At 64.1% G+C, this 14,471-nt stretch carries 13 protein-coding genes; 3 read left to right on the forward strand and 10 right to left on the reverse strand.

The genetic code is table 11. The features are described from left to right. Positions 1-43 precede the first annotated feature (43 nt). Together HU144_RS02800 and HU144_RS02805 are read right to left on the reverse strand one after the other, a co-directional pair. On the reverse strand, positions 44-592 hold the full coding sequence (locus HU144_RS02800) for a MarR family winged helix-turn-helix transcriptional regulator (protein WP_235350041.1): 549 nt from the start codon (positions 590-592) through the stop codon (positions 44-46). Positions 593-973: 381 nt separating this feature from the next. Continuing rightward, positions 974-2,596: a M20/M25/M40 family metallo-hydrolase gene (locus HU144_RS02805; RefSeq protein WP_235350042.1), complete on the reverse strand. Its 1,623-nt coding sequence runs from the start codon at positions 2,594-2,596 to the stop codon at positions 974-976. A gap of 114 nt (positions 2,597-2,710) precedes the next feature. Here HU144_RS02805 and HU144_RS02810 point away from each other — a divergent pair, with 114 nt between their 5' ends. From HU144_RS02810 to HU144_RS02820, 3 genes are all read left to right on the forward strand, one after another. Next, complete coding sequence (locus HU144_RS02810) at positions 2,711-3,619, forward strand: LysR family transcriptional regulator (protein WP_235350043.1); 909 nt, start codon at positions 2,711-2,713, stop codon at positions 3,617-3,619. A 73-nt stretch (positions 3,620-3,692) separates the two neighbouring features. After that, positions 3,693-4,592, forward strand: a complete 900-nt coding sequence (locus HU144_RS02815; RefSeq protein WP_235350044.1) for an IclR family transcriptional regulator — start codon at positions 3,693-3,695, stop codon at positions 4,590-4,592. Then, positions 4,589-5,587: a PCC domain-containing protein gene (locus HU144_RS02820; protein WP_235350045.1), complete on the forward strand. Its 999-nt coding sequence runs from the start codon at positions 4,589-4,591 to the stop codon at positions 5,585-5,587. The genes HU144_RS02815 and HU144_RS02820 overlap by 4 nt, the downstream gene beginning before the upstream one ends. A 42-nt stretch (positions 5,588-5,629) precedes the next feature. Here the strand turns inward: HU144_RS02820 and HU144_RS19345 are convergent, their stop codons facing one another. The 8 genes from HU144_RS19345 to HU144_RS02860 form a co-directional block, all read right to left on the reverse strand. Next, the gene (locus HU144_RS19345; protein ID WP_235350046.1) at positions 5,630-6,415 is read right to left on the reverse strand and encodes an MOSC domain-containing protein; all 786 of its coding nucleotides are present in this window, start codon (positions 6,413-6,415) and stop codon (positions 5,630-5,632) included. Beyond that, positions 6,412-7,179, reverse strand: a complete 768-nt coding sequence (locus HU144_RS02830) for an SDR family NAD(P)-dependent oxidoreductase (protein WP_235350047.1) — start codon at positions 7,177-7,179, stop codon at positions 6,412-6,414. Before HU144_RS02830 ends, HU144_RS19345 begins: the two co-directional genes overlap by 4 nt. A 44-nt stretch (positions 7,180-7,223) precedes the next feature. Beyond that, on the reverse strand, positions 7,224-8,801 hold the full coding sequence (locus tag HU144_RS02835; protein ID WP_235350048.1) for a TRAP transporter large permease: 1,578 nt from the start codon (positions 8,799-8,801) through the stop codon (positions 7,224-7,226). Next, positions 8,798-9,361 (reverse strand): TRAP transporter small permease, encoded by a 564-nt coding sequence (locus HU144_RS02840; protein WP_198397305.1) that lies wholly within the window; start codon positions 9,359-9,361, stop codon positions 8,798-8,800. The genes HU144_RS02835 and HU144_RS02840 overlap by 4 nt, the downstream gene beginning before the upstream one ends. Position 9,362: 1 nt before the next feature. Continuing rightward, the gene (locus tag HU144_RS02845; protein ID WP_235350049.1) at positions 9,363-10,415 is read right to left on the reverse strand and encodes a DctP family TRAP transporter solute-binding subunit; all 1,053 of its coding nucleotides are present in this window, start codon (positions 10,413-10,415) and stop codon (positions 9,363-9,365) included. A gap of 123 nt (positions 10,416-10,538) precedes the next feature. Further along, entirely contained in the window at positions 10,539-11,405 is an 867-nt protein-coding gene (locus tag HU144_RS02850; protein ID WP_235350050.1) for an SDR family NAD(P)-dependent oxidoreductase, read from the reverse strand. Beyond that, entirely contained in the window at positions 11,402-13,225 is a 1,824-nt protein-coding gene (locus HU144_RS02855) for an AMP-binding protein (RefSeq protein ID WP_235350051.1), read from the reverse strand. The genes HU144_RS02850 and HU144_RS02855 overlap by 4 nt, the downstream gene beginning before the upstream one ends. Further along, positions 13,225-14,388: a thiolase domain-containing protein gene (locus tag HU144_RS02860; RefSeq protein ID WP_235350052.1), complete on the reverse strand. Its 1,164-nt coding sequence runs from the start codon at positions 14,386-14,388 to the stop codon at positions 13,225-13,227. The genes HU144_RS02855 and HU144_RS02860 overlap by 1 nt, the downstream gene beginning before the upstream one ends. Positions 14,389-14,471: the final 83 nt, after the last annotated feature.

Below are 14,471 nucleotides of genomic sequence, written 5' to 3' on the forward strand. Positions count from 1 at the left end.
TGCTGGCGTTCTGGTTGGTGCTGAATACTGACCGGCTCGCCTGTCAGCTGTCGGCGGAGCCGCTGGTGTCTCTGGCGTCGGTGGCGTCTGCCTCGATACTGAGCAGAAGTTCGCGCAGATTGCCTGCAAGCTGCTCCTGGACGTCCGGAGCGATGTCGGCCAGCAGTCGGCCCTCGAAGCCGAGCACGGACTCGAGGACAGGACGCAGCAGATCCCATGCCTCGGCGGTCAGCTGCACGAGTGAACCGCGCCCGTCGGCTGGATCGGGGATCCTGGTGATGAGCCCGGCACTGGCCAGGCGCTTAAGTCTTTTGGTCACGCCGGCACCAGAGATGATCAGTTCCGTCGACACCCGTGTCGGAGACAGTGTGCCTCCGTGTCGAGCAAGCAGAGAGATGACGTCGAACTCTCCGCGGGTAATTCCCTGGGCGGCGAGGACCGCATCACTTCGGGCTTGGACCACCTGCGCGATACGGGAGATTCGCCCCATCAGCGCCACCATCGACGTGTCGAGGCCGGGGAAGATCGCGTCCCACTGACCCCTGACCTCGTCAATGTAGTCACTCTCCGGGCGCTCGCGAGCATCGGTCATCTCGCACCTCCCCCCTCGTCTCGCAGTGACAAAGTTCCGTCGTCGACAGGCATGCCGACATCAATATACTTTACCAGCTAAGTATATTGAGTTCAGCCGATCACCACATGAGACTCCTCACCACCTGAGCCCAGCACCGAATAACGGGATGCACGTCGAGACACGCCAGTGCGCATAAGGGTTTTGACGTGCATCCCGTTTTTCGACGAACTGCGTCTTCAGGATCGTCGCCATCGCCTGCGAGGTGGACTGCTAACTGGCAGCGAAGCCCTGGATAAGACGGGCGGAGAATGAGCAGCGGGGCGGCCAGGCCGATGGCATGAGCCGGGCCGATGGCATGAGCCGGGGGCATGACGACAATCATCAACATGCCCAGGAACATCAACCAGATGGTGAGTCAGTGCCGGCTTCCGGCTCCTTGCCCGATGTGGTCTCCGTAGGTTCGTCCGGCGTCGTCTTTTGTGACGCATCCGGCGTCGTCTTTTGTGACGCATCTGGCGTCGCCTCTTTCGAGGTGAACCAGTCGTCGGGGTTCTGCCCCATGTCCCAGAACATTCCAGCCATGATCTCGGCGCCCTGCTGAAGGATCGAGGTCAGGGCATGTTCGTCGGGGGCGTGCTGATTGCATCCGGGGTAGGAATGCGGGACCCATACGGTGGGCAGGCCCAGCACCTCGGCGAATACGTCGTTGGGGATGGTACCGCCCAGGTTTGGTTCGATCGCGGCCTCGAGCCCGGTCGTCGTCCTGACCGACTCAGCGGCAGCCGCGACGACGCGGGCGTTCGGGTCGAGTCGGGTCGCCGGCATGCAGTGCTCGAAGACGACATCGACTCCGTGGATCCCTTGGCCTTCCAGATGGGCCCGCACCTTGCTCTCGAAGTCGTCGACGTCGGTGCCGACGACGTATCGCAGCTGCATGTGCGCTTCGGCCCTTCCCGGGATCGCGTTGACCACTTGGGCAGGATTTCCGGCGTCGAGGGCGAGGACCTCGATGACGTTGAAGGCGAAGACCTTCTCCGCCGAGGTGAGCCCTGGCTCTCCCCAATCGAAATCGACTTCGGGTGATCCGGCTTCGATCACCTCGGGCAGCTTCGCAACGGCTTCGAGCACCGAGGCGGGCGGGTCTTCGGGGCGCAGCGTGGGAATCCTGATGACGCCGTTTCCATCGACGAGGGAATTGACGGCGGCGGCGAGGACGGTCGCGGAGTTGCGCAGCTTCCCGCCCCAATTGCCCGAATGATGGTCGCCGTCGCGATCGTGGACGACGAGCTTGAACCCCAACGCCCCGCGGGAACCGAGGAAGAGGGTCGGGTATTCGGCGGCGATCCGGGGACCGTCGGAGGCGAGGAAGAGATCGGCGTCGAGTTCGGCCCTGTGTGCGGCTGCGAATGCCTTGAGGCCGAGCGAACCGGCCTCTTCGGCTGTTTCCATGAGGACCTTGACGTTGTAGCCCAGAGCGGCTGTGCCGGGAGCGTCGAGTGACTCGAGGACGGTCTTCAGGGAGAGGGAGTTCACGGTGTGCTGGCCTTTGTTGTCGGCGCTGCCTCGACCGTAGAGACGGTCGCCGTCGCGGGTGAGCACCCACGGGTCGAGGTTGTCAGACCATTGCGAGTCGTGGGCGAACTGCACGTCGCCGTGACCGTAGAGGAGGACGGTCGGCAGCTGCGGGTCCTCGATGCGTGAGGCGATGAGCAGCGGGTGCTCATCGGATTCGGGATTGTCATGGATCGTCGTCGTGAAGCCCAGGGCCGTGAGCTCGGGGGCGATCTCCTCGGCAAGGTAGGCATGAGCGGCGAGGCCATTGCCCGGCGCCTGACTTTCGGTGCGTTCTGCGACACGCGTGGCCAGCAGATCGAAGAAGGTTTGGCTGCGGACGAATTCGCCCGCTGCCCGGGTGACGGACTCCCGGGTGACGGACTCCCGAGTGACGACTTCGCGGATTTCATTCGGCGCTGTTCGTCTCGGTGCCGTTTCGCCTTGGCCGGGGCTGTGATCTGGTCTCATATGTTCAGACTGTCGCAGTCCGGCTCAGATTGGAAGACCGATCTGTCCATATGCCGGTGCGTTTCTCGCAAGGCGGCTGTGCATAATATGCACCATCCCTAGTACCATAATCGCATGACCGACCTGCGCAGCCTGAAGACCCTGCTGGCAGTCGTCGAATACGGCTCCATCCACCTCGCCGCGCGAGCTCTGTTTGTCTCCCATTCGACCGCCAGTCGCCAGATCAAAACATTTGAGGAGCACTACGGCACGACCCTGTTCGATCGCTCGGCGAACGGAGTCGTTCCCACTGGACAGGGCCTGGCTCTCGCAGACTTCGCGCGGCGGATGATCGCCGAATCCGAGCTCCTCTCCGACTCGTTCGGAAGCTACTCCCGCGAGGTCGAGACCATCACTATCGTCACCAGCACCGGGCTCGGCCAGACCGTCGTCGCCGACGCCATCAACGATGTCATGACCACCACCGACCGGGTGCAGGTCTCGATCATCGACACCACGTCGCTCGAGGCTGTTCAGGTGTTGAAGAACCGGCAAGCGGACCTGTGCGTGAACTTCTCCGTATACGGCCATGATCTCGTTTCGGTTCCCGGCGTCCGGCGGATCGATCTGACCCCGGCCCGGAATTTTGCAGTCTTCGACAAGAAGCACCCTCTTGCCCAGCGAGCCACCGTCCGCATCCGGGACCTGGTCGACTTCCCGATCGCCACGCTGCCGTCGGGAAACACCGCTCGGATGAGGATCGAACAGGCTGTCCGCGCTCAGGGACAGGTATTCTCCCCGACGATCGAAGCCACGTGTCCCGTGCTCACGATGAGAGCCATCGCCGGAACGACGATGGTCGCAATGATGGCCGAGCGGACGATCCCGGACAATCTCGCCGAGGCGGGGTGCGCTGCCGTGGAACTCGACGACCCTGGCCTCGACGATCGTTCGATCCAGATCCTCGCCGCCGATCCGCTTCGGGAGTCAGACGGTCTCGACCTGATGATCGATTCCCTGCGCAGGAGCCTGGCGGCGAGGTAGTCCGCCCCCATCCGCGGTCCACATCATGGATCCGACTTCTGGCCTTGACCAGCAACAGCCGATAATCGTCAGCATGGGCAATGAAGCGCAGACACACGATCTCGACCGGATGAAGATGCGCGGGCGGATCATGCGCCGTTCCGCATCATTCAACGTCGCTCACGCCGTCGACGACCTGGGGCCGGGCAGTGGAGCCCAAAGCATCCAGCGTGCCCTGTCCCTGCTGGGGCTCGTCGGCATCATCAGCAGCGAGAACCCCAACGGCGCGCCTCTCAGTGAGATCGTGGCCATCAGCGGTCGCCCCAAGGCCAGCGTGCATCGCATGCTCAACGCCCTCATCGCCATGGGATACGTCGAACGATGCGAGGACGGCGGCTACCGCCTCGGCGTGCAGTCCCAGATCATGGGACAGCTGGCCCAGAAATCTGCCGACCCCGCGATTGAAGAATCCGAGTCGAGTCTGCTCAGGCTCGCCGAGCTCACCCAGGACACTGCTTTCCTCACGATGCGCACCGGCAGCTACTCGATCTGCGCCCGCCGCGAGGACGGCTTCGGCCCGATCTTCAACAACGCCCTGGCCGTGGGCGATCGCCACCCCTTGGGCATCGGCGCCGGAAGTCTTGCCATCATGACCCAGTTCTCCGACGCCGAGGTGGACGCCTCCTTCGACGCCAACTCGAGAATATTTGCCGACCGTTACCCCGAAGTCTCTGTGTCCAGACTCAAGGAGATCATCCGCCGGGGCCGTCACGACGGGTTCGTCCACAACCCAGGGCTCTTCGCCCAGGGATCCTGGGCGATCGGCGTGCCGGTGCGGGTCAAGGGCAGAAAGCCGCGCGCGGCCCTATCGATCGCCAGCATCGAGGAGCGCATGACCGGGGCACGTGTATTCGAACTCGCCGAGCTTCTCCAACACGAAGCTCGCCAGATCGCCGAGGCTGTGAACAGCGCGAGCGGGGAGGACCAGACATGACCGACAACACTGTTCAGCCACACGGCACCACCAGCGCACACGAGACCACCAGTGCACACGATGTACCTGGCTATCGCCTCGGCGAGCCCGGTGACGTCGTCATCCATGCAGGGCCCCGGCAGAGTCCGAGAATCGTCTCGGTGCCGACCCGTCATAGCGAGCATCTCATCGATATCGCCGCCGGCGATGATCTCTTCGACTCCGTGACCGGCCTCCTGGAATCACTCGACGTCTCCGGGCTCATGGTGGAGTTCACCGACGGTGAGTTCGGTCGGATCAACTACGTCTATCCGGCCTATGGCCCCGACGCCGAGCACCCCATGTCCTTCACCTCCGAGTTCCACCACGATGGGGCAGCAGAGTTGAGGCATGCCTCGGCGACGGTGGGTAAGAAGGGCGGTGTTCCGTTCGCCCATATCCACGCTTCCTGGTTGACCGAGGAGGGCCTGGTCAAGGGCGGTCATCTGCTGCCCGGCACACTCGTCGGACCGAAGGGTATGCGCCTGCGCGTCTTTGCCTTCGCCGATGCGCAGCAGCTCAGCGAAGCCGATCCGGAGACCGGGTTCTTCGCGTTCGCGCCGACTGCGATGCGCTCCCCCGCCACGGAGTCGGCGTCGGCCTCAGCTCCGGGTTCCGAGTCGGCATCGGTTTCAGTGTCGGCGTCGACCGATGCGGTCATCTCCCGCGTCCGTCCCGGGGAGCTCATCGATGGCGCGGTCGTGGCCATCTGCCGTGCCGCCGGCTTCGACACCGCCGAGGTGCGGGCCAGTCTCGGCAGCACCACCGGCGCCGTCTTCATTGATGGAACAGCTTCATGGCCGGCCGTAGAGTTCACTCACCTGACGGGTTCCGTCAGTGACGCCCTGAGTGACAACCCGCAGGTCAGCCTCGCCGGCGAAGTCGTCGATGTCGCCGGCGAAGTTCACGCAGGAGAGTTGGCCCTCGACGCGAACCATGTGGCTGTGACCTTCGAACTCCTGGTGCTGTCGATGTGAACGGCTAGCCCCAAACATTTTGCAGGCACACTCGTTCTGCGGTCAGCTTCTGGGTGCGTCAATGACCTGCCCATAGACCCCGAAATGGGGTTCACCAGCGTCGTTTCTGGGTCGGTAGGCGGCAAGTGACGTCAGCAACCGCGAGCCGCGCGCACCGGTGACGGGATGCAGATCCATGACCGCACAGCGTGGGATCGGCCCTCCAACCCGAATGCGAATCTCGCCGAAAATCATCTCGCGGCCGTTCCACGTCCCCTCTATATAAGGGACGTCCGTCTCGACGAGCAGCGTCGCCCTGAATCGAGCCGCTTCGGCAAGGAGATCGGGATGCCCGAGTCTCTCGCCGAGATCGCGGATGGAGGCCGTGGTCACGATCGTGATCGGCTCCCCGAAGACGACGTCTCCGCGTGGAACGTGAGCCAGACGCACAGGCTTGCCCAGCCAGGATGACAGCAGCGCATCGTGGGGTCCTTGCATCAGTTCAGCTGCGACGGGTCTGCCCCAGTAATCGCATGTCAGCGTCTGTCCTGATGCCTCCGGTACAGTGCAGACCGACCGTCCGTCGGGCAGCGAGGTCTCCAGCTGGGCACCGTGAAACGCCGCAACGACCGCGACCAGCGAGGGGTTCTGCACGGTCCGCAGGACCCGCCGTGTGTCGGTGTCGACGAGGCAGTAGCGCCGGTCCCCCACGGGTCCGTGCTCGTCGAACGAGGCCTCGGGCTGCGACTGGTGCCGAGTCCCCTTGATCGGGGTGAACCCAATGGAGCAGACGTCGAGAACGCCGTTCGGGAGCGAGGCCGCCGACGGTGGTGAAGCTGGTGAGTTCACGACATCACGGCCCCACCGTCGATGCGCAAGATCTGACCGGTGGTGAATGCGGCGCCATCGCTGGCGAGGTAGGCGACCGCCTCGGCGATCTCACCGGGTGTGCCCATGCGATCCAGGGCCTGGTTCGAGGTGTCGTAGTCCTGACCCGCGGTGAGCGCGGACTCCACTGGGCCCGGAGCCACCGAGTTGCAGCGGATACCCTGCCGCCCGTACTCCTTGGCCACCCACTTCGTGAGCGCGATGATCCCGCCCTTGCTCGCCGCATACGCCGGTCCCGAACGCGCACCGGCCTCACCATCGGACATGGCGCCGCCGTTGATTCCCGAGATCGACGAGATGTTGACGATCGATCCTGCACCGGAATGAAGCATGTGCGGGTGCACTGCGGCCTTGATGAAATTGAAGGTTCCGCCGAGGTTGGTGTCGAGGTCCTGCTGCCACTGTTCGGCCGTCATCTCGTCGATCCCGATCCGGGCCGCCGTGCCTGCGTTGTTGACGAGGATGTCGATCCCACCGGAGGCTTCGACGAAGGATCCGACGGCAGCGGTGACCGCCTCGGCGTCGCGGACATCGAGTTCGAAACCGGTGAACGTCTGCTCCGGAAACTGCTGGGACAGACTTTCTGCGGCCACCTCGGCGCCCCTGAGATCGACGATCCCCACCGAGGCTCCACGCCTGGCCAGGGAGGTCGCAATGGCCAGGCCGATGCCCTGGGCGGCACCTGTGACCAGGGCCGATCTATTCGTCAGCAGATAAGGTTCCATGGTTCTCCTCAAGTATGTCAGTGGTGTGGTGGGCGGATCTTAAGCTAGCCGACGCCGAGGAGGTCGGGCAGCCAGTTCGAGATCGCCGGGATGTAGGTGATGAACAGCAGGGCGATGATCGCTGCGATGAGGAACGGCATGATCCCGCGGATCACTTCCTCGAGTCTGATCTTGCCGATGCCGGCTCCGACGTAGAGGTTGAGTCCCACGGGCGGTGTGAACAGGCCGATCGCGAGGTTGACGGTCATGAACACACCGATCGTCGTCATGTCCACGCCGACGGCCAGAAGGATGGGCACGAGGATCGGGATGAACAGGTAGAACGCGCTGATCGCGTCGACGAAGGCGCCGACGATGAGCAGGATGATGGTGATCACCGCGAGGATGACGAACTTGTTGTCGGTGACCCCGAGCACCGCCGATGACACGGTCTCGGCGATGCCTTCGACCGTGATGACGTAGGAGAAGAGGCTGGCCACGCCGACGATGAACATGATGACGGCCGTCGAGACACCTGACTCGAGGAACACCTTGGGCAGGTCAGGCCATTTCAGTTCGCGGTAGACGAAGAGACCCACCAACAGTGCGAACACCGACGCCACGGCACCGGCCTCGGTGGGCGTGAAGATTCCGCCGTAGATGCCGCCGAGGATGATCACGGGAATGAGCAGGCCCGGGATGGCCTTGACCAGTGCTGCGAGGAATTCGCCGAAGCTGCCTTCCGCGGGTGCGCTCGGGCCGGTCACACCCCCGGTTCCGTCTCCGGACCCGGTCGTCACACCAGTGCCCGCCGAGGTGGCCGGGCCGTTCGTCGAGACGGGCGTTCCAGCCGTGCCGGCTTTGAGCAGACGAGTCTTCGTCGCACCATTGCCGTCAGTTCCTGCCGCCGAGGCCGCCGCTGTCGTCGACGATGCGGTCGAGTCCGAGGACACGGCCGCCTCGGCGCCGGTGGTGGCTGCGGGCTCACGGCCTGCAGCCAGCAGCCCCTTGCCCGATTTCACGGGCAGGCCCGCGAGCTCACGAACACGGGGGACGAAGAGCGCGGCGATGAAGAAGGCCAGAGCCATGATCACACCGGGCACGATGCCGGCGATGAACAGACGCGTGATCGAGATCGACCCGAACTCGGAGGCGACGACGGCGAAGATGATGAACGCGATCGAGGGTGGAACGACGATGCCCATCGAGCCGGAAGCCGCGACGAGGGAGACTGCGTGCTTCTTCTGGTATCCGTTGCGGATCAATGCAGGGATGAGGATCGCACCGATCGCGGCCACCGTGGCCGGTCCCGATCCGGAGATCGCGGAGAAGAAGAACGCGGAGATGATCGTGACCGCGGCCAGACCGTGGCTGAAGCGGCCGAAGACTAAGAACGCGAGGTCGACGAGGCGCTGGGAGATGCCGGTGTACTGCATGACGATGCCGGCGAGGACGAAGAACGGGATCGCCAGCAGCGTGCCCGAACTCAGCGACGGGAACATCACCGAGGGCACCACGTCCAGCACTTGGAGTCCGTCGGTGGTGATGAGCACGGTGACGGCGGACAGGCCAAGGGCGAACGCCACCGGGATGCCCAGGGCGAGGAACAGGAAGAAGCTTCCGAACAGCAGCAGCGTGATCATTTGCGGCCTTCCTGACGGTCAGTGGGAGGGGTTTTCAGCTCTGCAGCGTCGATGACGGGGGCGGCCTCCTGCGCCATGCGCTGCGCGACCGCCTCGGCGGAGGTGTCCTCATGCAGCGACACACGAGCGGCCTGCAGGGTGCGGACGATTCCGAGCAGCCCGGCCAGCGGGATGGACAGCGTGAACAGCCATTGCGGGATGCCCAGTGATGGGGTCGCGCGGCCACGGATGGCCTGGTGGATCATCATCTCGGAGCCCCAGATGAGGAGGACGGCGAGGAAGACGATCATCAGGGCCGCGCCGATGATGATGAGGGATCTGCGGATCTTCGGCTTCGCGTTCTCAACGAGGTAGGTGAAACCCAGGTGAGCGCCGAGGCGGATGCCCACGACCGCTCCCATCATCGTGAGCACGACGAGGAGGTTGATCGTGATCTCCTCACTGAAGGCCAGCGAGGCTTGGAAGGTGTAGCGGGAGACGACGTTGACGAAGGTGACGAGGACGATCACCATGAACGAGGCGATGACGACCCAGTCTTCGAACCATTTGACGATTTTCATCTCAGAGTCCTTCCGGAATGAACGCTTCGGACATGTCCTGGCCCCAGATCTTTCGGTATTGGGCGTACAGCGGTTCCAGGGTGGTGCGGAACTCGTCCTTCTCGGACTCGGTGAGTTCGTTGACCTCCATGCCGCTGTCCTTGAGCTCCTTGATCAGCTTCTCCTCGCCATCGCGGTTCTCCTTGATCTGGAACTCATTGGTCTCCTTGGCCAGGCGGCTCACGAGTTCCTGATCCTCGGCGTCGAGGGAATCGAAGAGGTCCTCGTTGACGCCGAAGACCAGCGGGTCATAGGAGTAGTTCCACAGGGTCAGGTAGGGCTGGACCTCCTGCAGGTTCGAGGAGTAGATCACGTCGATCGGGTTTTCCTGGCCATCGATCGCGCCTTGCTGCAGTGCGGTGAACACCTCGCCGAAGGGCATCGTCGTCGGGTTGGAGCCCAGCGCCCGGTACAGGTCGGTGTAGAGACCGAAACCGGGGATGCGGAACTTGAGTCCGTGCAGGTCATCTGGAGTGTGAATCGGGTGGTGGGTGTTCGTGAGCTGACGCATCCCCGATTCGCCGAAGCCCAGCAGGTGGACGCCGTGCTCGGACAGGTAGTCGGAGTAGACGTCTCCGCCCTTGCCCGCCAGTGCTTTCTGCCCATCTTCGACGCTGTCGAAGATGAAGGGGGCGGTGACGGTACCGAAGCGCGGGTCGACGGCCGAGTAGATGATCGGAGAGTTGTAGGAGAAGTCCTTCGCCCCGTCCATGAGCTGCTCGACGCCCGCTGTGGCCTCACCTGCGGAGAGTCGCTCGTTGCCGAAGACCTTCAGGGTGATGCGGCCGTTCGTCTCCTCTTCGAGGTCCTTCGCGAACTTCTCGGCCGCGATGTACCAGGTGCTCGTGGAACCGGTCGTGACCGTCATCTTCCACCGGTACTTCTGCTTCCCGTCCTCGGTCGTGCCGAAGTTCGTTCCGCACCCGCTGACCAGTAGGACGAGCGTGACCAGCACGGCGAACCAGGCGAGCATGGTCCTCTTCGTCGGTGTTGTCGGCACCCTTGCCTCCATCATTGAGTTGTTCCTGTCTGTCTTCATCGCCGCGACTGCGTCGTCACGGCTGGTTCTGTAGATCTGTTCAGGCCCGGGATCTGATCAGGTCTTCGGGGTCAGGTCTTCGGGGTCAGGTCGTCCGGGTCAGGTCTTCGGGGTTCCGGCGAAGTGGACGAGCCCACCGTCGACGGGGATGAGTGTGGAGTTGATGTAGGACGAATCGTCCGAGGCGAGGAACACCGCGAGCTTCGCAATGTCCTCCGGCTGGCCCATCTTCCCAGTCGGGGAGAGTGCGTGCCGGGCAGAGAGCATGTCTTCGACCGAATCGTAATGGTCGCTGATCGAGTTGTGGATGAGCGGTGTCTCGATGAGTCCCGGTGCGATGGAGTTCGCACGTATCCCCTCGGACGCGTATTGGGCGCCGATGACCTTTGTGAGTTCGATGAGCCCGGCCTTCGATGCCGCATAGGCCGGGTAGTCATAGCCCATGTAGCGCATTCCGCCCACCGAGGAGACCGTGATGATCGACCCGCCGCCGGCCCTGCGCATATAGGGCAGCGCCTGCTTCATCGCGGCGAATGCTCCGGTGAGGTTGATGTCGAGGGCCTTAGCGAATGCTGCCGTCTCGAGAGAATCGAGGCCGCCGTTGACGACGATGCCGACGTTGTAGTGCAGCACAGTGGGTTCGCCGAGGCTGCTCGCACAGTGGTCGAAGGCCGCAGACAGGGAGTCTTCGTCTCCGACATCGGCGACGACTGTGGTCACAAAGGAGTCCAAGTCAGCAGGGGACTCGGCCTCGCCGAGGTGGTGCCCCGTCGCGTGCGCACCGTCGCCTCCGGTTCCGGCGAGAGCAGCCTGTGTGTGGTCGAGGGCGTTCGCGTCCCGGTCGACGATGCAGACCTTCGCACCTGCGGCAAGGAACGCCTTCGCTGCGGCGAAGCCGTTGTTGACCTGCCCGTCCGGCGTGCCGCAGCCGATGGCCATGACGATTTTGTCCTTGAGATCGTTCATCGTGCGCTCCCCCGCCCTTGTGAGTATTCGGCTTTGAGTTCCTTGCGAGCCAGCTTCCCGTAGGCGGTGACGGGCATCGCCGCGACGAAATGGATCTCCTTCGGCACCTTATACGCCGCCAGCGTGGACTTGCACAGCGCACGCAGACGCTCGCTCGGGTCATTTCCCGCGCTCGCGTCGGCAGCTGGGTCAGCGCTCGCACCTGGCTCAGCGCTCGAGCCAGCGCTGGCATTCGCCGCACTACTCGACGCTGGTTCGATGATGGCGATTCCGATCTCTCCCCACTGCGGATCCGGCACTCCCACGACCACGGCCTGAGCCACCTCGGCGTCGGTGAGGAGGAGTTCCTCGATCTCTCGCGGGTAGACGTTCGACCCGCCGGAGATGTACATATCGGATTTGCGGCCGGTGAGGAACAGGAAACCCGACTCGTCGAGGTAGCCGACGTCGCCGGTGTGGAAGACGCCGTGGGCGAAGGATTCGGCGTTGGCGTCGGCGCGTCCCAGGTAGCCTGCGCAGACGGTGGGTCCGGCCACGCAGACCTCACCCTGATCCCCAGCTGGCAACTCGGTGCCCGACTCGTCGAGGATGATGATGTCGACTCCGGTGCGGGCTCGCCCGCAGGTGCCGATGCCGGCGGAGTCGACGGGAATCGTTCCGTGCTCCTCGGGGCGCAGGACCGTGATCGCACCGGTCACCTCGGCGAGGCCGAAGTACTGCACCAGGCAGGGACCGAGTCGTTCCAGGGCACGTGACTGGTCGGCTGCGAGCATCGGGGCACCCGCGTAGACGACACGTTTGAGGCTGTGATCGTCCGCCCCGCGATGAGCCGGGTAGCCTGCGACGATGCGGTTGAGAATGGTCGGGACGGTGAAGGCGTTGGTGATCTGGTAACCGTCGATCGAGTCCCACAGGGTGGCCGAATCGACCTTGCCACCAGGGTGGATGACCGACGGTGTGCCGCCGAAGACCTGCGCGAGCATATGGATTCCCGCCCCATGTGACAGTGGCGCGAGCACGAGCGAGGCCCCGTTCTCGTCCTCGGTGGGAAAGAGATCGCAGCGATGATTCATGAGCACGGCGCCGAGGTGGCGGTGCGTGAACGTCGCGGCCTTGGGTTTGCCCGTGGACCCGGAGGTGAAGAAGTACCAGCAGGGGTCATCCTCCTCGACCGCGAAGTCTCCGATCTCGTCACGTGCCGCAGCCGCAGCAGTCGGCGACGACGCGTCGCCCTGGGTATCCGAGCCCGAGCGGACCCCTTCTCCGTTCGCTTCCGTCGAGCGGACCACTTCGCGTCGAGAGGACCCTTTATAGCCTGCTCGTTCGACGCTAACTGGTCCGCTCGATGAGGGCAGTTCATGTGGCAGCTCGCCGATCCACAGCACGGCACCGGTGAAGCCTGCCTGCTTCAGCGCTTCAACGAAGTCAGCGTGGGCGCGGTCGACGATGACGGCTGCGGGTGCGACATCGGACGAGATGCTCAGCAGTTCCTCGGTCGACAGGGCCGCATTCGGTGGGGCGATGACGGCACCGGCACGGATGATGCCCCAGAAGGACTGGATCACCTCGGCGTGGTTGGCCGAGACGAGGAGGACGGTGTCACGCCTGCCCACTCCCCCGTCTTGGAGGGCCAGTGCCAGTGCCTCTGCGCGATCGTCGAGTTCGCTCCAGGTCCAGCGCACTGAGTGGTCGTCGTCGATGACTGCGGTGCGGTCGGGGATCCGCCGAGCAGTCTGAGTGAGGAAGCGGGAGACGTTGACCCCTCGCCGAGGTGTGGGTGTGAAGTCCTTGGCCGGTGAGGTCTGGGAGATGGCGCGCATCAGCGTGCGCGCTCGAGGATCGAGGCGAAGTTGGATACGGCGGCTCCGCCCATGTTGAAGACTCCTGCCAGTTCGGGATCACGGATCTGGATGCCTGGTGAGCGGCCCGTGAGCTGGGCGGCGGCGAGCGCATGCATGGAGACTCCGGTGGCACCGATCGGGTGGCCCTTGGCCTTCAGTCCGCCGGAGGCGTTGACCGGCAGCCGCCCACCGACCGCAGAGGTTCCGTCGTCGAGGAGACGATGACCCTGGCCGGGTTCGGCGAGTCCGAAGGCCTCGTATTCGAGGAGCTCGGCGATGGTGAAGCAGTCGTGCGTCTCGAGCAGGTCGAGGTCGAAGATGCCGATTCCAGCGGCGTCGAGCGCCTGGGCCATGGCGCGGCGGGCTCCGGCCATCTCCAAGGGGTCGCGCTGGGACAGGGGAAGGACATCATTGGCATTGCCCATGCCGCGCCAAGTCACCGCTTGTGGGGCCGAGGCGGCGACATCCTCGGCGGCCATGACGAGTGCAACAGCCCCGTCGGAGACCATCGAGCAGTCGGTGCGGCGCAGCGGTTCCGCGACGTAGGGGTTCTTCTCCGAGACCGTGTTGCAGAACTCGAAGCCGAGGTCCTTCTGCATGTGGGCAAGCGGATTGCGGGCACCGTTGGCGTGGTTCTTCGCGGCGATCGTCGCCAGGGCCTGTGAGTGATCGCCGTAGCGTTCGAAGTACTGGCGGGCGATCTCTCCGAAGACACCGGCGAAAGACTTGAAGTGCTCCTCTTCTTCCCGGTAGCTGGCACTGAGCAGGACTTCGTTGACGTCATGACCAGATGCCTGGGTCATTCGTTCTGCCCCGATGACCAGGGCAGTCTTATGCCGGCCGGCGGCAATGGAATCATGGGCGGCAAAGACCGCAGTCGAGCCCGTGGCACAGGCATTCTCATGCCGGTGCGCAGGTGTGAGGGCCAGTTCGGGGAAGACGACCCCGGGAAGCGCTGCCTCGAATCCCTGCTTGGACAGACCGTTGTTGTAGACGCCGACGTGGATGACGTCGATGTCAGCCGGTTCGAGGCCCGCATCGGCAATGGCCCCTCTGGCGACCTCGGCCATCATCTCGGGAAGAGGCGATTCGGAGCGGCCGAACTTTCCGTGGGACCAACCGATGATCGCAGGCTTGGGCATGGACACTCCTTCGGGTCCGCCACCGAGGTGGGGCAGTCGACAGTAACTCTTGCTGTCATACTTTCGTCAGTCCCAGTTATCGG

The organism is Brevibacterium sp. UCMA 11752, assembly GCF_021532235.1.
In the GTDB taxonomy this organism is placed as follows: Bacteria; Actinomycetota; Actinomycetes; order Actinomycetales; family Brevibacteriaceae; genus Brevibacterium; species Brevibacterium antiquum.

Bases quoted from the DNA above. Each gene is read 5' to 3' on its own strand.
- HU144_RS02805 (WP_235350042.1), bottom strand. From the start codon at position 2,596: ATGAGACCAGATCACAGCCCCGGCCAAGGCGAAACGGCACCGAGACGA.
- HU144_RS02800 (WP_235350041.1), bottom strand. From the start codon at position 592: ATGACCGATGCTCGCGAGCGCCCGGAGAGTGACTACATTGACGAGGTC.
- HU144_RS02810 (WP_235350043.1), top strand. From the start codon at position 2,711: ATGACCGACCTGCGCAGCCTGAAGACCCTGCTGGCAGTCGTCGAATAC.
- HU144_RS02835 (WP_235350048.1), bottom strand. From the start codon at position 8,801: ATGATCACGCTGCTGCTGTTCGGAAGCTTCTTCCTGTTCCTCGCCCTG.
- HU144_RS02855 (WP_235350051.1), bottom strand. From the start codon at position 13,225: ATGCGCGCCATCTCCCAGACCTCACCGGCCAAGGACTTCACACCCACA.
- HU144_RS02860 (WP_235350052.1), bottom strand. From the start codon at position 14,388: ATGCCCAAGCCTGCGATCATCGGTTGGTCCCACGGAAAGTTCGGCCGC.
- HU144_RS02830 (WP_235350047.1), bottom strand. From the start codon at position 7,179: ATGGAACCTTATCTGCTGACGAATAGATCGGCCCTGGTCACAGGTGCC.
- HU144_RS02840 (WP_198397305.1), bottom strand. From the start codon at position 9,361: ATGAAAATCGTCAAATGGTTCGAAGACTGGGTCGTCATCGCCTCGTTC.
- HU144_RS02815 (WP_235350044.1), top strand. From the start codon at position 3,693: ATGGGCAATGAAGCGCAGACACACGATCTCGACCGGATGAAGATGCGC.
- HU144_RS02845 (WP_235350049.1), bottom strand. From the start codon at position 10,415: ATGATGGAGGCAAGGGTGCCGACAACACCGACGAAGAGGACCATGCTC.
- HU144_RS02850 (WP_235350050.1), bottom strand. From the start codon at position 11,405: ATGAACGATCTCAAGGACAAAATCGTCATGGCCATCGGCTGCGGCACG.
- HU144_RS02820 (WP_235350045.1), top strand. From the start codon at position 4,589: ATGACCGACAACACTGTTCAGCCACACGGCACCACCAGCGCACACGAG.